Source organism: Paenarthrobacter sp. NPDC057355, assembly GCF_042667405.1.
Classification (GTDB): domain Bacteria; phylum Actinomycetota; class Actinomycetes; order Actinomycetales; family Micrococcaceae; genus Arthrobacter.
This window is the reverse complement of sequence record NZ_JBHVAL010000008.1, coordinates 11950-38282: the sequence shown is the minus strand read 5'-3', so window position 1 is coordinate 38282 and position 26333 is coordinate 11950. Positions and strand designations below refer to the sequence as shown.

General features: G+C 64.0%; 27 protein-coding genes. 16 read left to right on the top strand and 11 right to left on the bottom strand.

The window, feature by feature from the left end; genetic code table 11:
• Window positions 1-10: 10 nt before the first annotated feature.
• The 3 genes from ACFUOZ_RS11115 to ACFUOZ_RS11105 all read left to right on the top strand — a co-directional run bounded on the left by ACFUOZ_RS11115 (window position 11) and on the right by ACFUOZ_RS11105 (window position 3820).
• Window positions 11-1960 (top strand): primary-amine oxidase, encoded by a 1950-nt coding sequence (locus tag ACFUOZ_RS11115; protein ID WP_377547916.1) that lies wholly within the window; start codon window positions 11-13, stop codon window positions 1958-1960.
• Between the two features lie 2 nt (window positions 1961-1962).
• Window positions 1963-2400 carry a hypothetical protein gene (locus ACFUOZ_RS11110; protein WP_377547914.1) on the top strand — a complete coding sequence of 146 codons (438 nt, stop codon included), beginning with the start codon at window positions 1963-1965 and terminating at the stop codon, window positions 2398-2400.
• An 88-nt stretch (window positions 2401-2488) separates the two neighbouring features.
• Entirely contained in the window at window positions 2489-3820 is a 1332-nt protein-coding gene (locus tag ACFUOZ_RS11105) for an APC family permease (protein ID WP_377547911.1), read from the top strand.
• Here the strand turns inward: ACFUOZ_RS11105 and ACFUOZ_RS11100 are convergent.
• Window positions 3798-4694 (bottom strand): sigma-70 family RNA polymerase sigma factor, encoded by an 897-nt coding sequence (locus ACFUOZ_RS11100; RefSeq protein ID WP_377547909.1) that lies wholly within the window; start codon window positions 4692-4694, stop codon window positions 3798-3800. The genes ACFUOZ_RS11105 and ACFUOZ_RS11100 overlap by 23 nt on opposite strands.
• Window positions 4695-4711: 17 nt before the next feature.
• A complete protein-coding gene (locus ACFUOZ_RS11095; protein ID WP_377547907.1) occupies window positions 4712-5170 on the bottom strand; it encodes a carboxymuconolactone decarboxylase family protein in 459 nt (152 codons plus the stop codon).
• Window positions 5171-5263: 93 nt separating this feature from the next.
• Between ACFUOZ_RS11095 and ACFUOZ_RS11090 the strand changes: the two genes are divergently transcribed.
• A complete protein-coding gene (locus ACFUOZ_RS11090; protein ID WP_377547904.1) occupies window positions 5264-6301 on the top strand; it encodes a zinc-dependent alcohol dehydrogenase family protein in 1038 nt (345 codons plus the stop codon).
• A gap of 47 nt (window positions 6302-6348) precedes the next feature.
• On the opposite strand, the gene ACFUOZ_RS11085 is transcribed toward ACFUOZ_RS11090, so the two are convergent.
• Window positions 6349-6972, bottom strand: a complete 624-nt coding sequence (locus ACFUOZ_RS11085; RefSeq protein WP_377547902.1) for a TetR/AcrR family transcriptional regulator — start codon at window positions 6970-6972, stop codon at window positions 6349-6351.
• Between the two features lie 122 nt (window positions 6973-7094).
• Here ACFUOZ_RS11085 and ACFUOZ_RS11080 point away from each other — a divergent pair, with 122 nt between their 5' ends.
• Genes ACFUOZ_RS11080 through ACFUOZ_RS11065 form a run of 4 tightly spaced genes read left to right on the top strand, consistent with a single transcriptional unit; the run spans window position 7095 to window position 12274 of the window.
• Window positions 7095-8021 carry an SDR family NAD(P)-dependent oxidoreductase gene (locus ACFUOZ_RS11080; protein WP_377547899.1) on the top strand — a complete coding sequence of 309 codons (927 nt, stop codon included), beginning with the start codon at window positions 7095-7097 and terminating at the stop codon, window positions 8019-8021.
• Window positions 8018-9205 (top strand): acetyl-CoA C-acyltransferase, encoded by a 1188-nt coding sequence (locus ACFUOZ_RS11075; RefSeq protein WP_377547897.1) that lies wholly within the window; start codon window positions 8018-8020, stop codon window positions 9203-9205. The genes ACFUOZ_RS11080 and ACFUOZ_RS11075 overlap by 4 nt, the downstream gene beginning before the upstream one ends.
• A gap of 56 nt (window positions 9206-9261) precedes the next feature.
• Window positions 9262-10641 (top strand): MFS transporter, encoded by a 1380-nt coding sequence (locus ACFUOZ_RS11070; RefSeq protein WP_377547895.1) that lies wholly within the window; start codon window positions 9262-9264, stop codon window positions 10639-10641.
• 4 nt (window positions 10642-10645) lie between these two features.
• Window positions 10646-12274: a long-chain fatty acid--CoA ligase gene (locus ACFUOZ_RS11065; RefSeq protein WP_377547893.1), complete on the top strand. Its 1629-nt coding sequence runs from the start codon at window positions 10646-10648 to the stop codon at window positions 12272-12274.
• Window positions 12275-12284: 10 nt separating this feature from the next.
• Here the strand turns inward: ACFUOZ_RS11065 and ACFUOZ_RS11060 are convergent, their stop codons facing one another.
• The 3 genes from ACFUOZ_RS11060 to ACFUOZ_RS11050 form a co-directional block, all read right to left on the bottom strand.
• The gene (locus tag ACFUOZ_RS11060) at window positions 12285-13514 is read right to left on the bottom strand and encodes a pyridoxal phosphate-dependent aminotransferase (protein ID WP_377547890.1); all 1230 of its coding nucleotides are present in this window, start codon (window positions 13512-13514) and stop codon (window positions 12285-12287) included.
• Between the two features lie 57 nt (window positions 13515-13571).
• Window positions 13572-14234: a hypothetical protein gene (locus ACFUOZ_RS11055; protein WP_377547888.1), complete on the bottom strand. Its 663-nt coding sequence runs from the start codon at window positions 14232-14234 to the stop codon at window positions 13572-13574.
• 128 nt (window positions 14235-14362) lie between these two features.
• Entirely contained in the window at window positions 14363-15304 is a 942-nt protein-coding gene (locus ACFUOZ_RS11050) for an NAD-dependent epimerase/dehydratase family protein (protein WP_377547886.1), read from the bottom strand.
• Window positions 15305-15441: 137 nt separating this feature from the next.
• On the opposite strand from ACFUOZ_RS11050, the gene ACFUOZ_RS11045 reads away from it, so the two are divergent.
• The 7 genes from ACFUOZ_RS11045 to ACFUOZ_RS11015 all read left to right on the top strand — a co-directional run bounded on the left by ACFUOZ_RS11045 (window position 15442) and on the right by ACFUOZ_RS11015 (window position 22142).
• A complete protein-coding gene (locus ACFUOZ_RS11045) occupies window positions 15442-16167 on the top strand; it encodes a TetR/AcrR family transcriptional regulator (protein ID WP_377547883.1) in 726 nt (241 codons plus the stop codon).
• Window positions 16168-16190: 23 nt separating this feature from the next.
• The gene (locus ACFUOZ_RS11040) at window positions 16191-16982 is read left to right on the top strand and encodes an oxygenase MpaB family protein (protein WP_377547881.1); all 792 of its coding nucleotides are present in this window, start codon (window positions 16191-16193) and stop codon (window positions 16980-16982) included.
• Window positions 16975-17871 (top strand): DUF817 domain-containing protein, encoded by an 897-nt coding sequence (locus tag ACFUOZ_RS11035; RefSeq protein WP_377547879.1) that lies wholly within the window; start codon window positions 16975-16977, stop codon window positions 17869-17871. Before ACFUOZ_RS11040 ends, ACFUOZ_RS11035 begins: the two co-directional genes overlap by 8 nt.
• 193 nt (window positions 17872-18064) lie before the next feature.
• Window positions 18065-19930, top strand: a complete 1866-nt coding sequence (gene dnaK, locus ACFUOZ_RS11030; protein WP_377547876.1) for a molecular chaperone DnaK — start codon at window positions 18065-18067, stop codon at window positions 19928-19930.
• A 2-nt stretch (window positions 19931-19932) separates the two neighbouring features.
• The gene (locus ACFUOZ_RS11025) at window positions 19933-20604 is read left to right on the top strand and encodes a nucleotide exchange factor GrpE (RefSeq protein ID WP_377547873.1); all 672 of its coding nucleotides are present in this window, start codon (window positions 19933-19935) and stop codon (window positions 20602-20604) included.
• A gap of 88 nt (window positions 20605-20692) precedes the next feature.
• Complete coding sequence (locus ACFUOZ_RS11020) at window positions 20693-21667, top strand: DnaJ C-terminal domain-containing protein (protein WP_377547871.1); 975 nt, start codon at window positions 20693-20695, stop codon at window positions 21665-21667.
• Window positions 21668-21677: 10 nt separating this feature from the next.
• Window positions 21678-22142: a heat shock protein transcriptional repressor HspR gene (locus tag ACFUOZ_RS11015; RefSeq protein WP_377547868.1), complete on the top strand. Its 465-nt coding sequence runs from the start codon at window positions 21678-21680 to the stop codon at window positions 22140-22142.
• Here the strand turns inward: ACFUOZ_RS11015 and ACFUOZ_RS11010 are convergent.
• The gene (locus ACFUOZ_RS11010; RefSeq protein ID WP_377547866.1) at window positions 22117-22539 is read right to left on the bottom strand and encodes a hypothetical protein; all 423 of its coding nucleotides are present in this window, start codon (window positions 22537-22539) and stop codon (window positions 22117-22119) included. The two genes, ACFUOZ_RS11015 and ACFUOZ_RS11010, sit on opposite strands and share 26 nt — an antisense overlap.
• Before the next feature lie 58 nt (window positions 22540-22597).
• Entirely contained in the window at window positions 22598-22996 is a 399-nt protein-coding gene (locus ACFUOZ_RS11005; protein WP_377547863.1) for a nuclear transport factor 2 family protein, read from the bottom strand.
• Window positions 22997-23180: 184 nt separating this feature from the next.
• On the opposite strand from ACFUOZ_RS11005, the gene ACFUOZ_RS11000 reads away from it, so the two are divergent.
• The gene (locus ACFUOZ_RS11000) at window positions 23181-23483 is read left to right on the top strand and encodes a DUF3040 domain-containing protein (protein ID WP_377547861.1); all 303 of its coding nucleotides are present in this window, start codon (window positions 23181-23183) and stop codon (window positions 23481-23483) included.
• A 19-nt stretch (window positions 23484-23502) separates the two neighbouring features.
• On the opposite strand, the gene ACFUOZ_RS10995 is transcribed toward ACFUOZ_RS11000, so the two are convergent.
• The 3 genes from ACFUOZ_RS10995 to ACFUOZ_RS10985 form a co-directional block, all read right to left on the bottom strand.
• Window positions 23503-23925, bottom strand: a complete 423-nt coding sequence (locus ACFUOZ_RS10995; RefSeq protein WP_377547859.1) for a hypothetical protein — start codon at window positions 23923-23925, stop codon at window positions 23503-23505.
• Between the two features lie 91 nt (window positions 23926-24016).
• On the bottom strand, window positions 24017-24667 hold the full coding sequence (locus ACFUOZ_RS10990; RefSeq protein WP_377547856.1) for a hypothetical protein: 651 nt from the start codon (window positions 24665-24667) through the stop codon (window positions 24017-24019).
• A gap of 42 nt (window positions 24668-24709) precedes the next feature.
• Window positions 24710-26314 carry an amidohydrolase gene (locus tag ACFUOZ_RS10985; RefSeq protein WP_377547854.1) on the bottom strand — a complete coding sequence of 535 codons (1605 nt, stop codon included), beginning with the start codon at window positions 26312-26314 and terminating at the stop codon, window positions 24710-24712.
• Window positions 26315-26333: the final 19 nt, after the last annotated feature.

Here is a 26333-nt window from a genome sequence, read left to right as displayed (position 1 = left end):
AGAGGCAGCTATGACGCCCACAGCAACTGAAATTTCCACCCAGTACGGCCTTGCCACCGCCGAAGAAATCGTCACGGTCCAAGGCATCCTCCAGGCTGCGGGACACCTCGGCGATGGACACCGCATCGCCTACCTGGGCCTGGTGGATCCATCGCGCAGCGCCGAGGAACACGACCGGCGGTTCCGGGTCTTCATCCATGACATCTCCGGCGGCGCTCCCACCGACGTCCTCGTTTCCGCCACCCGCGGGCAGATCCTGTCCGCCGTCGAACTTGATACCAAAGTCTCCGGCGAACTGCCGGTCCTTGAAGAAGAATTCGAGGTTGTGGAGACGCTCTTGGCGACCGACGAGCGCTGGCTCGCCGCCCTGGCCGCCCGCGGCCTGGAGGTGGAAAAAGTCCGTGTGGCGCCGCTGTCCGCCGGCGTCTTCGAGTACGAGGAAGAGCGTGGCCGCCGCATCCTCCGTGGGCTGGCCTTCGTGCAGGACTTCCCTGAAGACAGCGCCTGGGCCCACCCCGTGGACGGGCTCGTGGCCTATGTGGACGTGGTCAACAAGGAAGTCACCCGGGTCATTGACCTTGAGGTCATGCCGATTCCCGAAGAACACGGAAACTACACCGACCCCCAGCTGACCGGGCCGCTCCGCGGCACCCAGAAGCCCATCAGCATCACCCAGCCCGAGGGGCCGAGCTTCACCGTCACCGGCGGCAACCACGTGGAGTGGGAAAAGTGGAGCGTGGATGTAGGCTTCGATGTCCGCGAAGGAGTTGTCCTCCACAACCTGTCCTTCAAGGACGGCGGGAAGAAAAGGCCCATCATCAACCGGGCCTCCATCGCCGAAATGGTGGTTCCCTACGGTGACCCTTCGCCGATCCGGTCCTGGCAGAACTACTTCGATACGGGTGAATACCTCGTGGGCCAGTACGCCAACTCCCTTGAACTCGGGTGCGACTGCCTGGGTGACATCACCTACCTCAGCCCGGTTATCAGCGATGCGTTCGGCAACCCCCGGGAGATCCGCAACGGCATCTGCATGCACGAGGAAGACTGGGGCATCCTCTCCAAGCACTCGGACCTGTGGACGGGCATCAATTACACCCGCCGCAACCGCCGCCTGGTGATCTCCTTCTTCACCACCATCGGCAACTACGACTACGGCTTCTACTGGTACCTCTACCTGGACGGCACCATCGAGTTCGAAGCCAAGGCGACCGGCGTCGTGTTTACCTCCGCGTTCCCGGAAGGCGGCTCGGACAACATCTCCCAGCTCGCTCCCGGGCTCGGCGCGCCCTTCCATCAGCACCTTTTCAGCGCCCGCCTGGACATGGCGATCGATGGTTTCACCAACCGGGTCGAAGAAGAGGACGTGGTCCGGCAACCCATGGGACCGGGCAACGAGCGCGGGAACGCGTTCTCCCGCAAGCGCACGGCGCTGACCAAGGAGTCGGAAGGTGTCCGCGAAGCCGACGCGAAGGTCGGACGGACCTGGATCATCTCCAACCCGGAGTCGAAGAACCGCCTGGGCGAACCCGTCGGCTACAAGCTCCACGCCGAGAACCAGCCCACGCTCCTGGCCGACCCCGGCTCCTCCATCGCGAAGCGTGCAGCCTTCGCCACCAAGGACGTGTGGGTCACCCGTTACGCGGACGAGGAACGCTACCCGACCGGCGACTTCGTGAACCAGCACTCCGGCGGTGCAGGCCTTCCCGCGTATGTGGCCCAGGACCGCGACATCGACGGGCACGACATCGTCGTGTGGCACACCTTCGGCCTGACCCACTTCCCGCGCGTGGAGGACTGGCCGATCATGCCCGTGGACACGGTCGGCTTCAAGCTCCGTCCCGAGGGCTTCTTCGACCGCAGCCCGGTGCTGGACGTGCCCGCGAACACCTCGGGCTCCAGCTGCCATACCGCCACCCCGGGAACCGCTGCCGGCGAAGCCTCCGGGCACTGCCACTAGCCATGGCGATCATCGCAGGACGGGTCCGCCAAACCGGGCCCGTCCTCCATCCCCGGATCTGCGCGGGACTCACCGCCATTTCCTGCGCGGTACACCTCTGGCTTGCTGCCTCCGGACACCACGACGCCTGGATCGGCATTCTCATGATCGTTCTCGCGGCCGTGTGCGTACCGTGCACGGTCCACATCTGGCGCCACAGCCGCGTCGGGGCGCTCCACCAGGTCACCGGCTCAGCCCTGGCCATGGTTGCCCTGCACGCCGCGCTGCTGCTCGGCGCGGGCGGTGCCGGACACGCGCACGGCGGCAGGTCGCCGTCGGGCGCTGTCGACGCCACCGGGGCGGCGCAACTGCTGCTGGTGATCGGCTTGGAAATCACGACGGCGTTGCTCGCCTCGACGCTGGTTGCCCGCCTCAGGCGCTCGCAGGCTCTGGCCGCCTAGATCAGGTGTCCCGGAAATTCGGCAGGATATTGCTCCTCGCAGGCAGTTTCCCTGCTTGTTGGAACCCCTCCGAACACTGTTCAGTGTAATGGTGAACAAAGCTGTTAAAGGTTCGGGTCTGGGCCTCTTCCGTGCAACGGGCATCTACGTGGGCGCAATTCTGGGTTCGGGGGTCCTGGTTCTGCCCGCCATCGCCGCACAAGTGGCTGGGCCGGCGTCGATATTGGCCTGGGGCCTGCTCCTGGTGTTCTGCACTCCCGTGGCGTTCAGCTTCGCCGAAATGTCCAGGCAACAGCCCGACGCCGGGGGCATCGCAACGTTTGTGACGAGGGCCTTTGGCCAGCGGGCGTCAGTGGTGGCCGGCTACCTGTTCTATTTCGCCATTCCCTTCGGCGCGCCCGCGACCGCGGTGATCGGCGGGGAGTACATCGCGCACGCCATGGGAGGTGGACGGGAGACGGCGCTGATTGCCGCGGGGCTGATCCTTGCGGCCGGTTTTCTGAGCAACGCGGTGGGAATCAGGGTCTCAAGCAAACTGCAGCTGCTCCTGATGGTCTTGTTGGTGGCGTTGCTTGCCTTCGCTGTTGCCGTGGCCGCGCCATATGCCCGGGCTGAGAACTTTGAGCCGTTCGCCCCGCATGGCTATTGGGCTGTGGGAGGTGCGGCCAGCTTGTTGTTCTTCTGCTTCGCGGGTTGGGAAGCCGTCACGCACCTGGCCGGCGAGTTCCGCAACCCCGAGCGCGACCTCAAGCGGGCAACCTGGCTGACGCTCGTCGTCGTCGGAGTGGTCTATATCGGGCTGGTGGCTGCTTGCGTGGCCGTCCTCGGGCCAGGGCTCGCGGGCAGCAACGTGCCGGTTGCCGAGTTGCTGGCGAAAGGGCTCGGCCCTGCGGCAGCACCCGTGACCGCTGTCGCGGCGGCTGTCCTCACGTTCGGTCCGTTGAATACTTTCGTCGCCGGTGCCAGCAAGCTGGGTGCGCGTTTGGCGTCCGACGGCGTGCTGCCGCGGGCATTGGCGCGTGGCGCCGGGCCGGGGGAGGTCCCCTCGGTGAGTCTCGGGGTCCTGGGAGTGATGGCGTCAATCTCCTTTGTTCTGGCTGCGACCGGGCTGCTGAGCATGGAGTTCCAGATCGGAGCGGCCTCAGCGTGCTTCACCGCGGTGACGGCCTTTGGCTTGGCGGCCGGGGTGGTCCTGCTCCGCCGCGGAACTCCGGCTTGGTACGGCGTGATCGTGGCGGCTGTGGTGATGCTGGTGGTGCTCGTGTTCAGTGGCTGGGCGCTGCTCGTCCCGGCAGGCTTGGGGGTGGCCGCACTGGTTGCCGGGCGAGTTCGCGGGAAGCGTGCCACTTCGTCCGGAAGTTTCCCGGCGAACCGGCAGCCTTCCCGCGAACTCGTGGCTAAGAACGGGAGACCCTCGTAAGTTTGTCCGGATTGGACAGTTGCCGCAGGCCCCGAATACTTCCATCCGGGGCAGCGTCCGCCTCGATGACGTCGGCGCGGCCGTTGTGCCTGAGGACCAAAGCCGCTCCACCGTTGATCTCCACAACCCAGGCCCGGATCGGCTCCACGGGATCGAAGGCCACCGCCTTGCCAAGGATGGCCGCAAAGAATCGTGCGATCCTCGAGGCCCCGAACAGCGGGTTCATCGCGCTCTTGACCTTGCCGCCGCCGTCGGCCCACAGCACGGCGTCGCGGTGGAGCATCGAAACCACCGTGTTGATCTCACCCTGCTCGATGGCCTGGACGAGCTTGTCCAGCACGGCCCGATCCTTGGCTCTGGGAGCGGGTGCATCGGGGTCGATGTCCAGGCGGCGTTCGGCCCGCGAAATCAGCTGGCGAACGGCGGCCGGCGTCTTGTCCAGGATGTCCGCGATCTCCGGCGCGGGCATTCCGAAGGCGCGGTGCAGGACCAACGCCGCCCGCGCCTCCGGTGCCAGTTGCTCGGCCAGATGCAGCAAGGTCAAGGACAGCAGTTCGCGGTTGGCCATTGCTTCCTCGGGCAACTGTGCGGTGTCCACGGGCTCGGGCAGCCACGGTCCGGTGTAGTCCTCGCGGATCGCCGCGAGCTGGCGCACCCGGTCGATGGAACGGCGCACGCACACGGTGGTCAGCCACGCCGGCCAGGAGTCCACGCGCCCGCCCTCGATGTTCCGTTCCTGCCGTACGGCGTCGATGGCGACCTCGGAGACCACGTCCTCGGCATGGCCGAAGTCGCCCAGCATCCGGTAGGCAATCCCCAGCAGGCGGTTCCGTTCGCTTTGCCACGCCACCGTGGCCGAGACTGCAAGAGTCATGCTGCCCACGTTACCGTTCAGACCAGCGGATTCTTCTCATCCACGGGCGGCTCCATCTGTGTGCTGATCGCAATCCTGTTCCAGACATTGATGGTGGAGATCGCCAGGACCAAGCCGCCCATCTGGCCGTCGTCGAAATGCGTCGCGGCAGCATTCCAGATCTCGTCGGTCACCGTGTCAGGCCCCAATTGCGTCAAGGCATCGGTGAGGGCAAGGACAGCCTGCTCGCGGGCGTCGAAAAACACTTTGGAGTGCTGCCAGGCGGCCACGGCGTGCAGCTTTCGGGCCGGAATGCCACGCTTCCGGCCGTCGGTCGCATGCATGTCCACGCAGAAACCGCAGCCGTTGAGGATCGAGGCACGGAGCTTGATCAGCTCGTACAGATCAGGATCCACAGAGGTGCGGGCGTAACCTTCCAGGCCAATGACGGCAGCGTAGCCGAGTTTGTTGCTGCGACCGATGTTGATGCGGGTCATGCTGACTTCCCTTCAGAGTTTGTGCGTTACATCAGTGATGTCGGAGACGGGGCCGGAAGTGTGACAGTGCCGGTCAATTGTTAGAGTCAGTCCGTGCGCGCAGTTGTTTTTGATGAGGTCCGGACCCAGCCCGAAGTCAGGGAAGTCGCCAAGCCCGGCGCCCCTGTTGGGGGTGTGGTGGTGAAGGTGTTGGCCACGGGCATGTGCCGCAGCGACTGGCATGCCTGGGCCGGCCACGACGACATTGCCATGCCCCACGTGCCCGGCCACGAACTCGCCGGCGTCATCGACTCTGTGGGCGAAGGTGTCCGGAACTGGAAGATCGGCGACCGTGTCACGGTGCCCTTCGTCTGCGGCTGCGGCACCTGCGAATGGTGCCTGGCCGGCGACGCGCAGGTCTGCCCGGACCAGCAGCAACCAGGTTTCACCCACTGGGGATCGTTCGCCGAGTACGTTGCCCTGCACGCCGCCGACAGCAACCTTGTTGCCCTCCCGGACAACGTCGAATTTACGACGGCGGCAAGCCTCGGCTGCCGCTTCGCCACCGCCTACCGCGCCTTGGCGGCCCGGGCGCAGGTCAAGCCCGGGGAATGGGTCACTGTGGTGGGTACCGGCGGCGTCGGGCTCAGCGCAGTGATGATCGCCAAGGCCATGGGAGCCAGGGTCATCGCCGTGGACCGGAACCCCGAGGCGCTGGCTGTGGCTGCGCGTTTGGGTGCAGAACATACTGTTGTTGCTGACGGTACGGACATCCCGAAAGCTGTGTCCCGGCTGACCGATGGTGGCAGTCACGTGGCGATTGACGCCGTCGGAAGTGAACAGACCTGTGCCGATGCGATCCTCAGCCTTCGACGCCGCGGACGGCACGTCCAAATCGGTTTGTTGCCCTCAATCGATGGCAACCCGCAGGTTCCCATGGCGCGGGTGATCGGCTGGGAGCTCGACGTGCTGGGCAGTCACGGCATGGCCGCCGTGGAGTATCCGGGCATGATGGCGCTCATTGAGCAGGGCGCGCTCCAGCCGCAGCTGCTTATTGAACGCACTATCGGCCTGGAGGATGCCGCGGCGCTGCTGCCCGGCTTCGACAAGGCCAATCCGGCGGGTATGACCATGGTGGACCCGGCCCTTTAGTCCCCGGGTGGGTATGTGCCGGGTGAGTCCTGCACCGGGCGGTCGCGTCAGGAGGCGGCGACTCCACCGAGGATGAGGTCAACCACGTCCCCGGCCAGGGCCCGGATGCCCTCCGCGTGCTGCTTCTCCTGCTCGCGGTACCAGACATCGACGGCGTTGAGGCTGCTCAGCAGAACACGGGTGGCCAGGGGTGGATCGACCTTCCGGAGTGAGCCGTCAGCGACGCCTTCTTCCACCACGCGCCGGAACAGGAGCTCGTAGTCCTTCCTGAGCTGGTTGAGATTGACCAGGGCTTCACGTTGACCCACGGTGAGCGACTCCGAAGACTGGTCCCGCACCCCTTGATGCACCACGTGGTGGTAGTCCACGTCCTCCATCAGGTTGATCACGTGGGCCGTCGCCATGCGCTTGAGCCGCTCAAGCCCGGATCCTGGTGAATCGGCCAGGGGTTCCACCACTGCCTTCACCTTGTGCATGCCGAGCTCGTAAGCGGACAGGAAGATATCGAACTTCGACCGGAAGTGATAGTAGACCAGGCCTTTGGTGGCCCCGACGGCCATAGCGATGTCGTCGATCGTTGTCTTCGCGAATCCCCTGCGTGCGAACGCCGAAGCGGCCGCATCCAGGACCCGCGCCCTGATGCCGGGGTCGGCGTCGGCAGTACTGGTCACATGTCCTCCATCAGGCGTTGGTCCCAAAACATCATGCCACCCGTTTCGCCGGGGCCGTTGACAGTCACGTGATCTCGACAACATAATACTGAGTAGTATGTTGAATAACGAAGGAGATATCTGTGGGCATCGACCTCCGCGGGCAAGTAGCGATCATCACCGGAGCAGGGACCGGACTGGGGCGGGCACACGCCTTGGCGCTGGCGGAGCGGGGGGTCAAGGTTGCCATTAACGACGTCGGCGGGCCGGCAGGCGACGCCGGTAGCCAGTCCGCTGCCGCTGGGGTTGCGCGGGAGATCCAGGAAGCCGGCGGCGAGGCCATGGTGACACTGTGTGACGTTGCGGACGAAAAGGCTGTCGCCGCGATGGTTGCCCAGGTCATCGACACCTGGGGGCGCGTGGACATCCTTATCAACAACGCGGGCATCCTGCGGGACAAGTCCTTCGCGAAGTCGGACCTCCAGGCCTTCCGAACAGTAGTGGATGTCCATCTGATGGGGTCGGTGAACTGCTCCCACGCGGTCTGGCCGCACATGGTCGAGCAGGGGTACGGGCGGATCCTCATGACCACGTCGGCTTCCGGTATTTATGGCAATTTCGGCCAGGCCAACTACGGCGCGGCCAAATCGGCTGTTGTTGGGTTGATGAACGTTCTTGCGATTGAGGGCGAAAAGAGGGGCATCCGGGTCAACTCCCTAGCCCCCACCGCGGCGACGCAAATGACCGAAGACCTGCTTGAACCCCAGGAGCTTGCACTGTTGGCCCCTGAAGCCGTGGCTCCCGGGGCAGTGTTCATGGTCTCTCCCGAGGCTCCGACCAAGACCATCCTTGCGGCCGGCGCGGGAGTGTTCGCCGTTGCACGGATGGAGGAGTCCGCCGGTGTCTACCTGCCGGAGAGCCTGCGGACCCCCGAGCAGCTTGCCCTTGAATGGTCACGGGTGAGCGACATGTCCGGTTCCGTAGTCACTGAAAGTGCCTTTGAACAGACACGCCGCTACATCGCCATCGCCCGGCGCGAGGCTGACGACGTTGCCGAGGCCGCGCTGTGAGGGAGGCAGTTGTCGTTTCGACGGCGAGAACCCCCATTGGCCGTGCGTACAAGGGAACGCTGGGTTCCACTACCGGTCCCGCGCTGGCCGCCCACGCCATTGCGGCCGCCGTCGAACGTGCCGGCGTGGAACCCGACGAGGTCGAGGACGTCGTTCTCGGATGTGCCATGCAGGAAGGCACCACGGGATTCAATGTTGCCCGGCAATCCGTGCTCCGTGCCGGGCTCCCTGATTCCGTGCCGGCTATGACCATCGACAGGCAGTGCGCCTCAGGGCTGATGGCAGTTGCAACAGCGGCCAAGCAGATCGTTGCGGACGGTATGTCCATTGCGGTTGGGGGTGGCGTGGAGTCCATTTCGCTGGTCCAGAACGAGCACCAGAACCGATACCTCGCCCAGGATCCGTGGTTGCTGGAGCGCCGCCCGTCCATGTATCTGTCCATGCTTGAGACGGCGGAAATCGTCGCGGAGCGCTACGGGATCGGCCGGGATGCGCAAGACGGGTTCGCCCTGCTGTCCCAGCAACGCACCGCAAAAGCACAAGCCTCCGGCCTTTTCGACGACGAGATCGTTCCGTTCATCGTGCCGGGAAACGGGCAGGAGAGTGGCGCAGGGAATGAGACCACCTTGGCCCGCGACGAGGGCAACCGTCCCTCCACCACCAAGGAGGGATTGGCATCCCTGCGACCGGTGCTTGCCGATGGCCAGGCATCCCGCTCGTCGACGGTCACGGCCGGAAATGCCTCCCAGCTTTCCGACGGCGGTTCAGCCCTGGTGCTCATGGAGGCCGGCGCCGCGAACCGGCGGGGGATTGAACCTCTCGGCATCTACCGCGGCATGGCAGTGGCTGGCTGCGAGCCCGGTGAAATGGGCATCGGACCGGTCTTCGCGATCCCCAAACTCCTCCGGGAACACGGGCTGCGGATAGGGGACATAGACCTGTGGGAACTCAATGAGGCCTTTGCCTCGCAGGCCCTGTATTGCCGCGACCGGCTCGGGATCGACCCCGACCGGATGAACGTCAACGGAGGGGCAATCTCCATCGGCCACCCCTACGGAATGACAGGCGCCCGGATGGTGGGCCATGCCCTCCTGGAGGGTCGCCGCAGAGGCGCGCGCTACGCCGTCGTGACCATGTGCGTCGGCGGCGGAATGGGAGCCGCCGGTCTTTTCGAAGTCTGCTGACCTCCCACCCTTTCAAGGCACAACCCAAGACCACTCCGAGCGAGGATCAAGGCACCATGACCGAACCATCTCTGCGTACCGACGACGTTCACGCACGAGCTACCCGCAAGGCACTGTTGAAGCTGATTCCACTGCTTTGCGTTGTGTACTTCATGTCCTACGTGGACAGGACCAACGTGTCCCTGGCCAAAACCCACCTTGAGGCAGATATAGGACTCAGCGCCGCCGCCTACGGGCTGGGCGCCGGCATCTTCTTCATCAGCTACGCGTTCCTCGAAGTCCCGAGCAACCTGATCATGTACCGTGTGGGGCCGCGGGCGTGGATCACCAGGATCGCGTTGACCTGGGGTGCAATTTCCGCCCTCATGATGTTCGTGCAAGGAGAGGTGTCCTTCTACATCCTGCGGTTCATCCTGGGTGCCGCGGAGGCTGGACTGTTTCCTGCATTGGCTTACATGGTGACTGTGTGGTTCGCGCAGAACCAGCGTGCCAGCGTCATGGGATTCATCTACCTGGCACCGACAATCGCGCTCATCATCGGCGGCCCTGCGGGTGGAGCCCTGATGGAACTCGACTCCCTGTTCGGCCTGCACGGTTGGCAATGGATGTTCATGATCGAGGGCCTGCTCACGATGGTGGTCGGCGTCGTGGTGTGGTTCAAGTTGCCGTCGACACCCCAGCAAGCTTCCTGGCTGACCGCGGACGAAGCCGACAGCCTGTCCCGTCATGCCGGTACGCCGGATGAGCACGACCACCGTATCCGGGGGAACCTGCGCAGGGCCTTTGGCCGTCCTTTCATTGTGATCATTGCCCTTGTCTACTTCCTGAACCAGGTAAGCAGCGTTGGATTGGTGTTCAACATCCCGGCGATCATTGAGTCCATGCACGTGAAGAGCCCGTTCATGATCGGGTTGATCTCCGGGAGCGTGGGGATCGGCGCGACCATCGGCGTCCTGCTCATCCCAAGGCTGTTCCGACGTTCGACCAAAGAGGCTGCCTGGGTCGGCTTCATGGCGCTGGGCACCCTCGCCACAGCTGTTGCCTACGTCCTCGTTGAGCCCCCGGTGGTGAGGGTGGTGCTCATCGCGCTCGGAGCAGTCTTCATCTTCGGTACGTTGCCGGTGTTCTGGTCCATCGCCATGGCCCGTATGTCCGGGATTGTGGCCGCTGCCGGCCTGGCGTTCATCAATACGATCGGACTGATCGGAGGATTCGTCGGTCCCTATCTCTTCGGAGTGGCCGAGACAGCGACGGGGGATCCGGCGACCGGTTTCTTCATCATCATTGCCGCATCCGGGATCTCCGTAGCCCTCACCCCGGTTCTCACGTGGGCGCTGAAGCGCGAGGACCGTGGCTCGGCGATGACGGTCGATCCGGACGAGGAGCGCGGGGCGTTCTCACCCCAAAGGCTCATGGATTCGCGGCAGGAAGGCTGACACGATGCACGGACTTATGCAGGACCATTCCCTTGCCACGCCCATGCTGGTGGACCGACTCGAAGGAGCATTCGCCAAGAAGACGGTGGTCACGGCCGGGTTCGATGACCGGCGGTCTGCGAACTACGGCGAAGTGGCGCAGCGGATCAGGAAGCTGGCCGGTGCCCTGGACGCATTGGGCGTGCCGGCGTCGGCCCGGGTTGCCACCCTCGGATGGAATACCCAGCGCCATTTTGAGTTGTACCTCGCGGTGCCCAGTTCGGGCAGGGTGCTGCATACGATCAACCATCGACTGGCGCCCGCCGACATTCAGTACATCATCAACGATGCCGCGGACGACGTCCTCTTCGTAGACCGCTCCTTGCTCGATGTCCTTTGGCCGATCGCGGACAAGCTGCCAACGCTTCGGCACATCGTGGTCATGGATGACTGTGACAAGCCGTCTGTGCCCGACGACCCTCGCATCCTGGACTACGAATCGATCCTTGAGCAGGGGCACGCCGTAACAACCTTTGACGTCCCGGACGAACGAACAGCCGCCGCACTCTGCTACACCTCAGGAACAACAGGCCGACCCAAGGGGGTGTTGTACGACCACCGCTCCATCATCCTGCATGCCATGTCCCTGCTGTTCGCTGATGTCTTCGCCTTGGGCGGGGGAGATGTCGTGATGCCGATCGTTCCCATGTTCCATGCGAATGCGTGGGGGCTTCCCTATGCAGCGGCCATGTGCGGGGCTTCCCTCGTCCTGCCAGGCCGGGCCACGTCGCCGGAAAAGCTTGCCGGACTGATGGAACAGGAGCAGGTCACAGTGTCCGCTGCGGTGACCACGGTCTGGAAAAGCCTGTTGCCACATCTTCAGGGGCGGGACCTGTCCAAACTGCGGCGACTGGCCAACGGCGGCAGTCCGTTGCCCGTCGACTTGGCTCGTCAGTATCTCGAGGATTTGAACGTGCCATTGGTGGGAACCTGGGGGATGACCGAAGCTAGTCCGCTGCTCACCTCTGCACGGACGCCAGCCAAACGGCAGCAACCGGCCAGGAACGAAACCGGAGACAAAGCGCTGGCTCTGATGTGTGCTCCGGGCCATCCCAGTCCTTTGGTCAAAATCCGCGTCGTTCGGCCGGACGGAACCATTGCCCCACACGACGGCAAGGAAACGGGAGAGCTGCAAGTGTGCGGAGCCACGGTCGCCGGAGGATACTTCGGTGCATCGGACGGCTCGGAGGCTTTTACTTCCGACGGATGGCTGAAAACCGGCGATGTGGGGACCATCGATCCGGACGGCTGTGTCCACGTGGTGGACCGCCTCAAGGACCTGATCAAGTCCGGCGGAGAATGGATCGGCTCAACGGAGTTGGAGAACGCCATCCTCAGCCACCCCGAGGTGTGGGAGGCCGCCGTCGTCGCTTTGCCTGACGAGAAGTGGGGCGAGCGGCCGGTGGCCTACGTTGCTCCCCGCCAGAACGCTGTTCTCACGGCAGAATCCATCCAGTCGCACCTCGAGGGCAAGGTAGCGAAGTGGTGGATCCCGGAACGGGTGGTCATCATTGCCGAGATTCCCAAGACGTCAACCGGGAAGATCGCCAAGAAGGCGCTGCGGGAGTCGGCTACGGGTCCGGCGGCACCGTAGCCGGTTCCGGTCAGTCCTCCGCCGGGCGGTTCCGGTACGCGGCGAGGAAATGCGAGATCCGGCGTACGGCTTCCTCGATGTCCCCAACTGCAGGGAGGATCACGAAACGGAAGTGGTCCGGAGTTGGCCAGTTGAAGGCCGTTCCGTGTGACACCAGGATCTTCTGTTCCTGCAAGAGCTGGAGGACGAATTTCTCGTCCGATGCGATGGGGTAGATCTCCGGATCAAGGCGCGGGAAGAGGTACATCGCTCCGGCAGCAGGAACGCAGGATACTCCTGGGATAGCGGTGAGGAGTTTCCATGCCAGATCACGCTGTTCCCGCAGACGTCCACCCGGTGCGATGAGCGCTTCGATGCTTTGATAGCCACCCAGGCAGGTTTGGATTGCGTGCTGCGCTGGCACATTGGCGCACAACCGCAGGGACGCCAGCAGTTCCAAGGACTCACGGTAGGCGGCAGTGGCAGCCAAGGGTCCCGTCACCGCAACCCACCCCGCACGGTAACCGGGCATCCGGTAGGCCTTGGACAAGCCGCTGAACGTCAGCACGCAGACGTCGTCCGCGACGGAGGCCGTGTGGATGTGCGGGGCATCGACGTAACGGATCTTCTCGTAGATCTCGTCGGAGAAGAGCACCAGATCGTACTTTCGGGCGAGGGCCGCGAACTGCTCCACAATGTGCCGTGGATATACGGCGCCAGTGGGGTTGTTGGGATTGATGATCACTATTCCGCGGGTACGGGGCGTGATTTTGGCTTCGACGTCGGCCATGTCCGGCCACCAGTTTTCGTCCTCGTCGCAGAGGTAGTGCACGGGCTTGCCGCCGGTGAGCGTCACGGCGGCGGTCCACAAGGGGTAGTCCGGCGCCGGGATAAGGATCTCGTCGCCGTTCTCCATGAAGGCCTGCAGGGTCATGGAAATGAGCTCGCTGACACCGTTGCCGATAAAGATGTCCTCGACGCCGATGTTCATCAGTCCGCGCGTTTGGTAGTACTGCGAGATCGCCGTGCGTGCGGAGAATATCCCCTTGGAGTCGCTGTAGCCCTGCGCACCGCGGATGTGGTGGATCATGTCCACCACCACAGACTCCGGCGCCTCCAGCCCGAACGGTGCCGTGTCTCCAAGGTTCATCTTCAAGATGCGGTGGCCTTCGGCTTCCATGGCCTTGGCTGCTTGGAGGATGGGTCCGCGGAGTTCGTACCGGACGTTCTGTAGTTTGCTGGAGTGCTGCATGGGACGCATGGTTGATCTTTTCATGGCATGGGCACCGGCGGGCAAACCATTCCGGAAAGTGATCCCCTAAACCCAGCGGATAATCACGGGAAGGCTACGGGTGGTCGCCGAGACTTCCCGTTCCGTGCCGCCCACGGCAACGGCAAAATGCTGAAGGTCGTCAGCGGACGCCAGCACTTCGAAATGCCCGGTGGCATCGCTGACCACGGCTACGGCAGATGAGTGCGCATGGATATAGGCGTCAGGGATGCCCTTGTTGTGCGCGTCCACCAACCGCCCGCTGATCCTGCGTCCGGCATTGGCGTTCCCGGCGACCGGCTCACGGAAGGGGGGATCCGAGGGTTCCTCAAAGGGGAGTGCCACCGGAACGCGGACCATGAACCCCAGCCCCTGCTGAATGGCATTGGAGTACTCTTCAAGCCGGAACTCCCCATTGGACACCACTGAGTAGTGCGTGTGGAGCTCAACCGCCAGGAGGAGCTGCTCCATGTTGTCCAGCTGTTCCGGTCCATGGCATTCCACGGCCACCCTCAATTCGAGGTCCAGGACAGGTCCATCCCGCCGGGACCTTCCCACCCGGGTAAGGGCGACGGCGCGGACCGTAACGGGAGCGTCAGGCGGCGGAACAAAGGCAGTGGGGGACCCGTCGTCGAACCTTACGTGTTGGGGAGCGACGGCATTGGAAAGTACCCCCAGAAGGTCGGACAGCGACGCATGCACATGGCCCACGGCAGAAACCCCAGCCGGACAGAGATCCACAACTTCAACTGGAACTAGGCTACTCCCGCAATTCCGCGTAGTCACTGGAATCCAAGGGCCAGGATGCCACAAACCCATTGAGCCGACATCAGCCAGGGCTAAGCGGCCTGATCGGTTTGCCGGGCGGCTTGCAGCCACCATGCCACGGTAGCTGCGGCTGCCTCCGGCAGGGGAGTCGGTTCGAGTCCCAGGAGCCGCTGGCTTTCCGTGGAATCCATCACGAATGGCCGCTCGAACTGGTACAGCAGCTCGGCCAGTTCCCGCATGTCCGTGGAAAAGAAGCCAGCCGTCCGCAGCACCCAGCCGGGCACGGCGCTTACCTTCGGAGCAGCAACGCCGGCGGTTGAGGCGTACGCTGCCGCCATCTCACGCTGGGTGATGGCTGGCCCGGTGGGGGCGTGCAGGACAGTGTTCCATAGCGCCGGCTTCCTGGCCGCAGCGATCATGGCGGCGGCCAGATCGGGAACATAAGTAAACGAATGCGGCTGGCGCGAGCTCCCGATGACCTGCACCGCTTTGCCCGCCAGGAGCGGCGTGACCATGCGCTCGCCGGCGTGGGCCATCTTCACGAGCGGGCCGTAGAAGTCGCCTGCCACCACGCTCACGGTGTTCGCCGCGTGGGCCTGGCGCGCGTTCAACAGGGAGGTCCGGATGCCGCGCTTACCGCCGCTGGCTGCTCGCGGGCCCGCTTCGGTCATGATTCGGTCCGGCTCGCTGTACGAGTACAGGCTTTCAGGAAAGACGACGACGGCGCCCGCGGCCGCCGCTGCGTCCATCACCACTTGCTCGGCCTGGGGGAGTTCGGCGGCCCACGCTGCGGCGCGGTAGGCGGATCCGTGGATGCAGTGGAAGATGGCCGATGCTCCTGCCACCGCTTCGTTGAGCTGCGCGGGATCGGAGGCGTCCACGCGCTTCTTTTCCACGAGGGGATGTTCCGGGTCGCTTCCTGAGCGGGTCAGCACCCGCACCCTGTGCCCTTGCTCCGCCAGTTGTTCGGCGATGGTGTATCCGACGGGTCCTGCTCCTGTGACAACGTACATGGTGGCCTCTTTCTGGGCTTGCTTGGATTGAATGAGAGAGCACTGCTCTCTCATTCAGAATGGCGACCGTTTGGTTGAATGTCAAGAGCACTGCTCTCGAATGTTGACGGCGCTCTCTCTTGTGGCAAGCTGGAAGCATGGCACCCAACGAAACCCCCAGGCCCAAGGCCGCGACTCCACGGGAACGCGCCCGCGCCCAAACGCTGGTGGATATCGTCAGGATCGGCCGGGAACATTTGGCTATCCATGGCGCGGCCGCCTTGTCCCTGCGTGCCGTGGCGAGGGACCTCGGCGTCGTGTCTTCCGCCGTCTACCGCTACGTCCAGAACCGCGACGAACTCCTCACCCTCCTGCTGATCGACGGCTACAACGAGCTCGGTGACGAGGTGGATGCAGCCGTGGCAGCGGTTCCGGAGGCGGACTTTCCGGGGCAGTTCAGGGCGTTGGGCCGTGCAGTCCGGCAGTGGGCGATCCGGGAGCCCGCCAGCTACGCCCTCCTCTTCGGCAGCCCCGTGCCCGGATACCAGGCTCCGGGGGAGCGCACCACCGTCCCGGGAACCCGGGTGATTTTCCGCCTGGTGGGCATCTTTGACGCAGCCCAGCGAGCGGGGGCGCTCAACGCGGAGGTGGGTCCCGACGTCGTGATTCCTCCGGCGCTGACCGCGGACCTGGAGGCTATCCGCTCCGAACTGAACCTCACGGTCGCGGAGTCGTCCCTGGCGCGCGGCGTGCTCGTGTGGACCTCAATTTTTGGCGCTATCAGTTTCGAGGTTTTCGGTCAGTACGGTCCAGACACATTCAGGGCCCGCGACGAGCTGTTCGAGCACCAGCTGGCAGTGCTTGAGGGTGTGGCCGGGCTCTAAGGGAAGGGCGCTAGAGTATTCGGATGGTTCGGGGATTGGCGGATATCGGCGCGGAGGGCGTGCTGCTGGCCGGTGCGGGACGCGCGATTCTCCTGCAGATCGCCAATCCGCGAGTGGGTCACGGCGTTGCGGAGCACAGCAATTTCGCCGAACGTCCCATGGACAGGCTCCGCGCCACCATGACCTACGTCTATGCGGTGGTTTACGGCTCCGACGAACAATTGAAGGCTGTCCGCCGAGCCGTGAATCGCGCCCACGCTCCTGTCCGCCGGGGAGCCGATGATTCGTCCGCGGGCTACAGTGCCTTCGACGCCGCATCCCAGCTGTGGGTGGTCGCCACCCTGTACGACACTGCCGTCACCGTCTATGAACAGGTCCATGGACCGCTCGACGACGACGCCGCCGACCGCATCTACCGCGAATACGCCCGGATCGGGACTGCCCTGCAGCTCCCGGCCAGCATGTGGCCACGGGACCGGAACGCCTTCGCTCAGTATTGGAATGCCGAGGTGGCCGCGCTGCAGCCGGACGCCAGGGCGTTGGGTGTTGCCCGGGATTTGCTCCATCCTTCCGGGGGTCCGCAGCTGCTGCGGCTGGCCATGCCGCTGGCCCGATTCCTCACGGCCGGCCTGCTGCCCGGCCATGTGCGCGACGCCTACGGTTTCGAGTGGAGCCCCGGCCATACCCGCAGGTTCAACCGGGTCATGAGGGCTGCGGGGCGCGTCTACCCTCGGCTGCCGCAGCGGGTGCGGCACTGGCCCCGGGACTACTACTTGCGGCAACTTGCTGTGGACAGTGGGGAGCCCCATGCGTAATTCCACATCGGTGGAGCAGGCGATCGACCAAGCCGCCCACCGTTACTTGGACCGCTCCGGGGGAAAGCTCCGCGCGCGGCTCACCGAGTTCGTGGTCTTCGGCCTGAAGCAGGCGTGGGCCTGCGTATTCGGTGCCCTGCTGCTGGCGGCGATCATCGGAGTCCGGCTCTGGTATCCCGCCAACGCGGGCCTGGCCAGCAATGATTTCCTGACCATTGCCGCCGTCGTCATCCAGGTCCTGATGATCTGCTTCAAACTGGAGACATTGCGCGAGCTCCGGGTGATCCTGCTCTTCCATGTGGTGGGGACCGTGATGGAGCTGTTCAAGACGGACGTTGGGTCCTGGGCCTACGACGCTGAAGGGGTGCTCCGGATCGGCGCCGTGCCGTTGTTCAGCGGATTCATGTACGCCGCCGTGGGTTCGTACATGGTCCGGGTGTTCAGGCTGTTCGATCTCCGCTTCGACCGCTACCCGCGGCGATGGATCACGGCCCTGGTTGCCGGCGCGATCTACGTCAACTTCTTCTCGCACCACTACATCCTTGACCTTCGCTGGGTGCTGCTTGCCGCCGTCGTGCTTGTCTACGGCCGGTGCGTGATGCATTTCAGGGTGTTCCGGAAGCGGTTCCGCATGCCGATCCTGGTGTCGTTCCTGCTCGTGGCATTGTTCATCTGGTTCGCGGAGAACATCGGCACGTGGTCGCGGGCGTGGCTGTATCCGAACCAGCTGGCGGGCTGGCAGGCGGTGTCCATCGACAAGCTCCTGGCGTGGTTCCTGCTGATGATCATCTCGGTGGTGCTGGTGGCCTGGGTGTATAAGCCGGAGCCCCCGGATCAGTTCACCCAGAGCGAAAAGGGCAGCGGAATCCCTGCAAACACGGGCAAGTAGACGGTCCGGCCGACAAGGTTGAGCGTACTCGACTCAACTTTGGATTGACATCCTTCTGAGGCTGAGTACAGTTGAGTGCAGAACGCTCAACTAGGCGATTGTTGAGCAGGCTCCCGAACCAGCAAGGCCGCAGCAGCGGACCCCTGCGGGCCGGACGCAATCGTCAACATCGGTCATTGAAAGGAAACAAGATATGTCACGTGCAGTAGGTATCGACCTCGGAACAACCAACTCCGTGGTCTCTGTTCTTGAAGGTGGCGAGCCCACCGTCATCGCCAACGCAGAAGGCGGCCGCACCACGCCGTCCGTCGTCGCGTTCTCCAAGTCCGGCGAGGTCCTGGTTGGCGAAATCGCCAAGCGCCAGGCCGTCAACAACATCGATCGCACCATCGCCTCCGTCAAGCGCCACATGGGCACCGACTGGACCGTCGCCATCGATGACAAGAAGTACACGCCGCAGGAAATTTCCGCGCGTATCCTCATGAAGCTTAAGAACGACGCCGAGAGCTACTTGGGCGAAAAGGTCACCGACGCTGTGATCACCGTTCCGGCCTACTTCAACGACGCCGAGCGCCAGTCCACCAAGGAAGCCGGCGAAATCGCAGGCCTCAACGTCCTCCGCATCGTCAACGAGCCCACCGCGGCCGCCCTGGCCTACGGCCTGGACAAGGGCAAGGAAGACGAACTCATCCTGGTCTTCGACCTCGGTGGCGGAACATTCGACGTCTCCCTCCTCGAGGTTGGCAAGGACGAAGACAACTTCTCCACCATCCAGGTCCGCGCAACCGCCGGTGACAACCGTCTCGGTGGCGACGACTGGGATAACCGCGTCGTCGAATGGCTCCTGAGCCAGCTCAAGGTCAAGGGCATCGACCTCTCCAAGGACAAGATCGCCCTGCAGCGTCTTCGCGAAGCTGCCGAGCAGGCCAAGAAGGAACTCTCCTCCTCGACCAGCACCAACATCTCCCTCCAGTACCTGTCGGTCACCCCCGACGGCCCGGTCCACCTGGACGAGCAGCTGACCCGTGCCAAGTTCCAGGACCTCACCAAGGACCTGCTGGACCGCACCAAGAAGCCGTTCCACGACGTCATTGCTGAAGCCGGCATCAAGGTTTCCGACATCGACCACATCGTCCTCGTCGGTGGCTCCACCCGTATGCCTGCTGTCTCCGAGCTCGTCAAGGAACTCGCTGGCGGCAAGGAACCCAACAAGGGCGTCAACCCGGATGAAGTTGTGGCCGTTGGTGCTGCACTGCAGGCCGGTGTCCTGAAGGGTGAGCGCAAGGACGTTCTCCTCATCGACGTCACGCCGCTGTCCCTCGGTATCGAAACCAAGGGTGGCGTCATGACGCACCTCATCGAGCGCAACACGGCCATCCCGACCAAGCGTTCCGAGACCTTCACCACCGCCGACGACAACCAGCCGTCCGTGGCCATCCAGGTCTTCCAGGGCGAGCGCGAATTCACCCGCGACAACAAGCCGCTGGGCACGTTCGAACTGACGGGCATCGCTCCGGCACCTCGTGGTGTTCCGCAGGTTGAGGTCACCTTCGACATCGACGCCAACGGTATCGTCCACGTGTCCGCCAAGGACAAGGGCACCGGCAAGGAGCAGTCCATGACCATCACCGGTGGCACGGCACTGTCCAAGGACGACATCGACCGCATGGTCCGCGAAGCCGAAGAGCACGCTGCAGAGGACAAGGCCCGCCGCGAAGCTACGGACACCCGTAACTCCGCTGAGCAGCTCGCCTACTCCGTGGAGAAGCTGATCGCCGACAACGACGACAAGCTGCCTGAAGAGGTCAAGACTGAGGTCAAGGCCGACGTCGACGCCCTCAAGTCCGCTCTGGAAGGCACCGACGACGCAGCCGTGAAGACGGCGTTCGAGAAGCTCCAGGCTTCCCAGACCAAGCTCGGCGAAGCCATCTACTCGCAGGCCGCCGCAGCTGACGCTCCGGGTGCCGGTGCCGAAGGTGCTCCTGCAGGTGACAAGGCTGCCAACGACGAAGACATCGTTGACGCCGAAATCATCGACGAAGACGAAGCGAAGAAGTAGCCATGCCTCATCACGGCAACGAAGCAGAGCACTCTGACGAGCGCGGCGCCAACGAGGGATCGGGCCAGCAGAAGCCGGTTATCCGGGACAACCGCAAGGTTGACCCGGAGACCGGGGCCGCCCGCCACCCCCAGGGCGAAGCGGGTGCCGAAGGCAACGCGGCTCCGACGGACGGCGACGCCCTCTCCCAGGCTGAGGAAATCCTCAACGGGGTAGAGGTGCCGGCTGAAGAGTCGGTGGCCTCCGGTGCGGCAGCCGAAGCCCAGGCAGCGGAGCTCCGCAACGACCTCCTTCGCCTCCAGGCTGAGTACGTCAACTACCGCAAGCGCGTCGAGCGCGACCGCGCCGTAGCAGGGGAGATGGCCGTCATAGGCGTCCTGAACTCCCTGCTCCCGGTACTGGACGACGTCGACGCCGCTCGCCAGCACGGTGACCTCGAAGGCGGTCCCTTCGCCGCCATCGCGACCAAGCTGGAGAACGCGCTCAAGACGTACGGACTGGAACGCATCGCGGACACGGGAGTCGAATTCGATCCCACCATCCACGAAGCACTCATCCAGCAGCCCGGCGAAGACATCCAGGTTGACACTGTCAGCCAAGTGCTGCGCTCCGGATACCGCTCAGGCGAGCGTGTCCTCCGCGCAGCCCAGGTTATCGTCGCGGTTCCCGCTTAGTACCCTTCGAGATGGCAGTTCGTGACAGTGTTTGACCGAAACATTGCCATGAACTGCCATCTCGTTCCCACAACGAAAGGAAACGCTCTTGGCCAGCCAGGACTGGGTTGAAAAGGATTTCTACGCGATCCTTGGTGTTGCCAAGGACGCGTCCGACGCTGACATCAAGAAGGCGTACCGCAAGCTTGCCCGGCAGTACCACCCCGATACGAACGCCGGGGATGCAGTCGCGGAGAAGAAGTTTAAGGACATTTCCGAGGCTTACTCGGTGTTGTCGAGTCCCGAGGACCGGCAGCAGTATGACGCCATCCGGGCCATGGGTGGCGGCGCGCGGTTCGCACCGGGGGCAGGGCGTGGCGGAGCCGGGGCCAACGGTGGGTTCGAGGACCTGTTCGGTGGCCTGTTCGGCGGCGGAGCCGGGGCACGTCAGCCGCAGGGCGGCGGTATTCCGCCTGAGTTCGCTGACCTCTTCGGCGGCGGATTCGGTGGTGGCCCCACGGGCTTCCAGCGCGCACCGCAGAAGGGCTCGGACCGCACCGCGTCCACCACTATCTCGTTCGCGGGTTCCATCAAGGGCACCACGGTGAGCCTTCGTGAGAGCAACGGGAACGTCATCGACGTCAAGATTCCCGCGGGGATCAAGGACGGCCAGAAGGTACGCCAGCGCGGCAAGGGCAACGTTGGCCCGGCCGGAAACGGTGACCTCATCATCACGGTCAACGTCAAACCCCATGATTTCTTCCAGCGCGACGGCGACAACATCCGCATCCACGTGCCGGTCACGTTCGCGGAAGCGGTGCTTGGCGCCACCATTGAGGTTCCAACGCTCGACGGCGACACCGTCAAGTTGCGTGTTCCGGCGGGCACCCCCGCTGGCCGCACATTGCGGGTGAAGGGCCGCGGCGTGAAGACATCGAAGGCGACCGGCGACCTGCTGGTGACCATCGACGTCGCCGTACCCCAAAACCTGAACAAAGAAGCGGAAGAAGCCGTGAAGGCTTTCGCTGCAGCCACCTCTGACGCCAACCCGCGTCACGACCTGGCCGCGAAGGCCCGGTTGTAAGGAGAACGTCATGGCAATCGACGTCAACCAGCCGATATTTGTCATCTCCGTTGCTGCGGAGCTTGCCGACATGCATCCGCAGACGTTGCGCCAGTACGACCGGCTGGGCATCGTCTCGCCCAGCCGTGCGCCGGGCAAGTCCCGTCGCTATTCGCAAAACGATGTCAACAAGCTGCGGGAGGTCCAACGCCTCTCACAGTCCGGAGTTTCCCTCGAAGGCATTAAACGCATTCTTGACCTCGAAAACCAGGTAGCCGCCCTGCAGTACCGGGTGGCTGAGCTGACCGAGGAACTGTCGCGGCGCCGGACGCCTGTTGACACCAGGATCTTCGCGGCCGGAGCCGCCGGAGACGTGGTGAGCCTCGCCCGGGGCCAGCGCCCGCGCGGCAGGTCCCAGGCCGTCGTCGTATGGCGTCCGCGGCTGGGCGAAGAACTGTACGAACGGGGAGCTAATCCCGGGTCCGGTCCCAACTGACCACCACCCGGGCGGCACCCGTCTCCGTGCGCTCCACGTTGGTGACGATCTGCGATTCTTTTGCACCCATCTCCCTGATCCGGCGCCGATAGTCCTCAACGTGCGCCTGAAGGGACTCCTCGGTCCACTCTCCCGGGCGCATCCTCGTTGAGATTTCCACCGGCTCTTCCCTGGGCAGGAATTCACCGGGCTGGGGTTCAGGGTTACGAACCGGTTCGGGTTCGCCGGGCGGCACCAGCATCCTGACAGCGAAGACTCCGCCTGCGATGCCGGCAACGAGTCCTGCAGCGATGAGCCAGAGCGTGCGCCCGCGTGAACGTTTCCTGGGAACGCGGACGGTTTTTACGGGAGTGGACGTGACTGTGGATTTGGACGTGACTGTGGATTTTTTGGCCATGGGAAGAGGAACCTTCCGATCAGTGGTTCGTTGTCCGAAAAGAGAGTAGAACTCCCTCTCAGTCTGCCACTGTATCGCCGTGTCTGTGGGCTACCTTCCACTCGCCATTCTCGCGGCGGTACACCTGGGTTGCCCTGAGCGTGTAGGTCCGTGGGGTCCCATTCAGCGTGGCTGAGGTGTGTTCCAAACCTGCCGTGTACGCCATGTCCCCGATGACGTCGTAGGCCTGGAGCTCGAACTCGTAGGACGTGCAGTCGGAAAAGCTGGCGCCCAGTGCTTCAAAGAGTTCATTGAGTTCCTGCTGCCCATAAGCATTGCGGAAGGCCCCCAGCACGCTGACGGGCTCTTTCCGGGACCACAGCACCCGGCGTGGTGCCGCGTCGCCGTTATGAAGGGCCAATTCTGCTTCATACAAAGCGGACCTGACCCATGCCAGAAAGTCATCCCTGTCGCTCATATCCCCAGTATGCGCGCGGGTTCACAGCTGGTGAAGGACAGTTGCGGACATTGCTGGAAGGGCAGTAGCTGGAAGGGACAATCGGGAAGATAATGAAGGCAAAGCACGGCAAGCAGCGTCCGTGCCGGTAGGTGAGCAGCAGTGCCGGGATGGCGACCCTGCTCGTGTGGTGAGGAAGATTCCGGTGTCCTTGTCGGATGAAGAGCGCAGGAGCTTGGAAGAGCTGGAGCGGGACCTGGTTGCAACGGATCCAGACCTTGCCCTTGAACTGAAGTCAGGCCGCCTTCGCGGAGCGATGGCCCGCACTACAGGTGGAGTCCTCGCCGTCGTTTGCGGTTTCGTGATGGTGATCGTGGGAATCATCACCCAGCTGGTGGTACTGGGCGTGGTGGGATTCCTTTTGGCCAGTTCAGGAGCCTACTTGCTTCTTGCCGGATCTTCGTTGCGGCGGCGCATCGCCAAGCGCGGCGGGGACGCTTCCGGGTAGCTGTGCGGGCGCCAGCGCTTCAGGGAACCGGCGGCACGGGAGGTTGAACGGACCCATCTGCCCTTTTCGCGGGCTCAGGCTCGCCGGAAGGCATAATCGTCCGCCACGCCAGAACGACGCCGGCTCCGAAAAGGGCTGCCAGCAGGGCGATCACCAGACCCCGCGGACCGCTTGGTTGCTTCCTGGTTTGGCGGGACAGAGTGCGCGTTGCCCGCTTCACGGCCTTGGCGGCGGTGCGCTGGGCCGCTTTGGCAGTCTTCTTGTTACCAGTGAGAGTGAGCATCACGCCGTGGACCACCGACGGGACATCCGCATGATTGATCCTGGCCAAGGCCCACCGCACCACGGCATCGGTCTGTGAGCTGGTTCCCTCTGTTGCGTGGTTTACCCATTCCTGGGCAAGGTCCTGCGCAGCGGCAAAGATGTTCTGCGGTTTGTACATTTGTGCACCCCTATCGGAGTAGATGGCCCCGTGAGCCAGCCTACGCCGTGGGCCCGACAGGCAACAGGCCCTTAGGAGGCGACCCCGGAACCTAGTTCCGGATCACGGAGGCCAACTCCACGGGCTTCTCCAGGCCGGCCCACTGTCCGTTGAGGACCAGCTCGTGGTGAAGTTCCGGTGCTGCACCCGTGGTTGTAGATGTGTCCGCCGCTGCGTCCAGAACGCGGGTCACCTTCAACCGGAGCTCGCCGGCGTCGATGATTGTCACGCCGCTGCCCGATACCGGCGCCGACGCGCTCAAGGCGGGCAGGCCGCCGTCGAGCGTTCCGCTGCCTTTGACTGTGACGCTGCTGGGCCGGGGCTCGGGCTCACCGTCGACCATCAAGGCCGCCTCTTCCTGGCCGGTGAGGATGGCCGTGGCGAGGGCCTTGACGTAGACCGGGTCGGCGCAGGCGTCGTACACCCAGCGCTTGCCCAGGACCGAGTGTTCCATGGTGCCAATCAGCCATTCGTTGGCGCCGCCCAGCTCGTGGCCCCGGTAGCTGAGGGGAACCTGGTAGATCCGCTCGCCCGCAGCCACGACGTGTGTTTCCAAGCCGACCTCGCCCGCGGGATCGTCAAAGCGGTAGGCGCCGATGAGTTCCGGAGCGCCGTCCTGGATGAACCACGGCTGCGTGGGCAGGTAGTCAGCGATGAGTTCGAGCTTGGTGGGGGACAGGGTTGCTTTGTGAATGATCGCCATGTCCCCCAGCCTAGGGCAGCCCGCTGGGTCCCGTTGACGCGGTCACTGGGTGGGCACTCCACCTACAAACGTCCCGACCACGGAAGTCCGGGCAAGTTTCTCGGGCGCAACCATCAGCGGGTCGTGCTCGAAAATGGTGAGATCAGCCAATTTACCCACGGAGATGCTTCCCATTTCCGAGCCAAGCCCTGCAGCCGCGGCAGCGTGGGTGGTGTACCCCTCCAATGCCATGAGCGATGTGAGTGCTTGTTCGGGCTGGACCGGCACCACATCCGGACGCTCAACAGGGCGGCGAAGAATGGAATCCGCCATCATGGCCCTCGGGTCGAAGGGGGTGATCGGCCAGTCGGATCCGAGGGCCACAATTACCCCTGCTTCCCGAAGGTCCCGGCAGCGCCAACCCCGCGAGGCGCGCTCCTCTCCGAGCCGCACCGACCAGTTGTCGGTCCGGTCGGCCCGGGTGTGGTGGGTTCCGTGCACGGGTTGCATGCTTGCGGCGACTCCCAGTTCCGAAAACCGCTCCACCAGATCGTCCGGAATGGTTTCGATGTGCTCGATCCTGTGCGCGGCCAAGTGACGGGCGTCGCCGGCAGCTTCCAAGGCTTCCAGGACATACCGCACGCCTTGGTCGCCGATGGCATGCGTGGCCGTCGGTATCCCGCGTTCAACAAAGAACCGCAGCGCCTTTTGGAAATCCTCCGGATCAGTCCACACCGATTCCCTGTTTTCGCCGTAGATGTCCGGCTTTTCCAGCCAGGCGGAGCCGTTGTCGATGGTTCCGTCGATGAAGAACTTCACGCCCTCCACCCGCCAACGCCTTCCGCCTGTTCCCTGCAGGGCGGCGGCTTCTTCCAGCTCGGCCATCGAAGCGCCGGCATTAATCATCGGCGAGAACCGCAACCTCAGTGGCAACTCACCGTTGGATTCAAGATGCGCGGCCAGTTCGCCGGAGCCATCGGCGAAATCCATAACATGCGTGGATGTAATTCCGACGGCGGCCATCGCCCTGAGCAACGCGGCCAGCCTTTCGGCGCGGACCTCGAAGGTCTCCTTCGGCATCGCCTTCGTTACAAGGTCCATGGCGCTGAACTCGACGAGGTAACCGGTCGGGACGCCGTCGTCGTCGACTTCCACGACTGACTCGTCGGGAAAGTCCACGGCCCCCGTGATCCCGGCCGCGGCAAGAGCGGCGGAGTTCACAATTGCCGAGTGGCCGTCACGCATCCGCAGGAACATTGGCCAGTCGCCGGTAAATTCATCGAAGAGCCTGCCGTTGAAGCCGGTGTTGGTGAAGTTGTTCGGGTCAAGGCCCCAGCCAGTAACCCACCCTCCCTTCTCAGCAGTTGATGCCGCGCCTGCCACCACGCGCTGGACTTCAGCGAGGGGACCGATGTCGGTCAGCTGTATTCCCCGGACCAAATCGAGCCCGAATACAACGTGTGTGTGGCTGTCGTTGAGGCCAGGGACGATGGTTGCATCGCCGTAGTCGTGGATCACTGTGGAGGTGCCGCGGTGCGGCTGAATCTCCGGAAAGTCCCCGACGGCGGCAATCCGGCCGCCTTTGATCGCAAGGGCGGTGGCGGCTGGTTTGTCAGGATCGAGCGTGTGGATGGTCTTGGCGAAGACGATTGCATCCGCGGTTGTCACGGGATTTCTCCTTGAAGCT

Bases quoted from the DNA above. Each gene is read 5' to 3' on its own strand.
- ACFUOZ_RS11010 (WP_377547866.1), bottom strand. From the start codon at position 22,539: ATGGCCAAAAAATCCACAGTCACGTCCAAATCCACAGTCACGTCCACT.
- ACFUOZ_RS11005 (WP_377547863.1), bottom strand. From the start codon at position 22,996: ATGAGCGACAGGGATGACTTTCTGGCATGGGTCAGGTCCGCTTTGTAT.
- ACFUOZ_RS11060 (WP_377547890.1), bottom strand. From the start codon at position 13,514: ATGCGTCCCATGCAGCACTCCAGCAAACTACAGAACGTCCGGTACGAA.
- dnaK (WP_377547876.1), top strand. From the start codon at position 18,065: ATGTCACGTGCAGTAGGTATCGACCTCGGAACAACCAACTCCGTGGTC.
- ACFUOZ_RS11065 (WP_377547893.1), top strand. From the start codon at position 10,646: ATGCACGGACTTATGCAGGACCATTCCCTTGCCACGCCCATGCTGGTG.
- ACFUOZ_RS11015 (WP_377547868.1), top strand. From the start codon at position 21,678: ATGGCAATCGACGTCAACCAGCCGATATTTGTCATCTCCGTTGCTGCG.
- ACFUOZ_RS11045 (WP_377547883.1), top strand. From the start codon at position 15,442: ATGGCACCCAACGAAACCCCCAGGCCCAAGGCCGCGACTCCACGGGAA.
- ACFUOZ_RS11050 (WP_377547886.1), bottom strand. From the start codon at position 15,304: ATGTACGTTGTCACAGGAGCAGGACCCGTCGGATACACCATCGCCGAA.
- ACFUOZ_RS11040 (WP_377547881.1), top strand. From the start codon at position 16,191: ATGGTTCGGGGATTGGCGGATATCGGCGCGGAGGGCGTGCTGCTGGCC.
- ACFUOZ_RS11100 (WP_377547909.1), bottom strand. From the start codon at position 4,694: ATGACTCTTGCAGTCTCGGCCACGGTGGCGTGGCAAAGCGAACGGAAC.
- ACFUOZ_RS11035 (WP_377547879.1), top strand. From the start codon at position 16,975: ATGCGTAATTCCACATCGGTGGAGCAGGCGATCGACCAAGCCGCCCAC.
- ACFUOZ_RS11025 (WP_377547873.1), top strand. From the start codon at position 19,933: ATGCCTCATCACGGCAACGAAGCAGAGCACTCTGACGAGCGCGGCGCC.
- ACFUOZ_RS11095 (WP_377547907.1), bottom strand. From the start codon at position 5,170: ATGACCCGCATCAACATCGGTCGCAGCAACAAACTCGGCTACGCTGCC.
- ACFUOZ_RS10995 (WP_377547859.1), bottom strand. From the start codon at position 23,925: ATGTACAAACCGCAGAACATCTTTGCCGCTGCGCAGGACCTTGCCCAG.
- ACFUOZ_RS11115 (WP_377547916.1), top strand. From the start codon at position 11: ATGACGCCCACAGCAACTGAAATTTCCACCCAGTACGGCCTTGCCACC.
- ACFUOZ_RS11105 (WP_377547911.1), top strand. From the start codon at position 2,489: ATGGTGAACAAAGCTGTTAAAGGTTCGGGTCTGGGCCTCTTCCGTGCA.
- ACFUOZ_RS11110 (WP_377547914.1), top strand. From the start codon at position 1,963: ATGGCGATCATCGCAGGACGGGTCCGCCAAACCGGGCCCGTCCTCCAT.
- ACFUOZ_RS11070 (WP_377547895.1), top strand. From the start codon at position 9,262: ATGACCGAACCATCTCTGCGTACCGACGACGTTCACGCACGAGCTACC.
- ACFUOZ_RS10990 (WP_377547856.1), bottom strand. From the start codon at position 24,667: ATGGCGATCATTCACAAAGCAACCCTGTCCCCCACCAAGCTCGAACTC.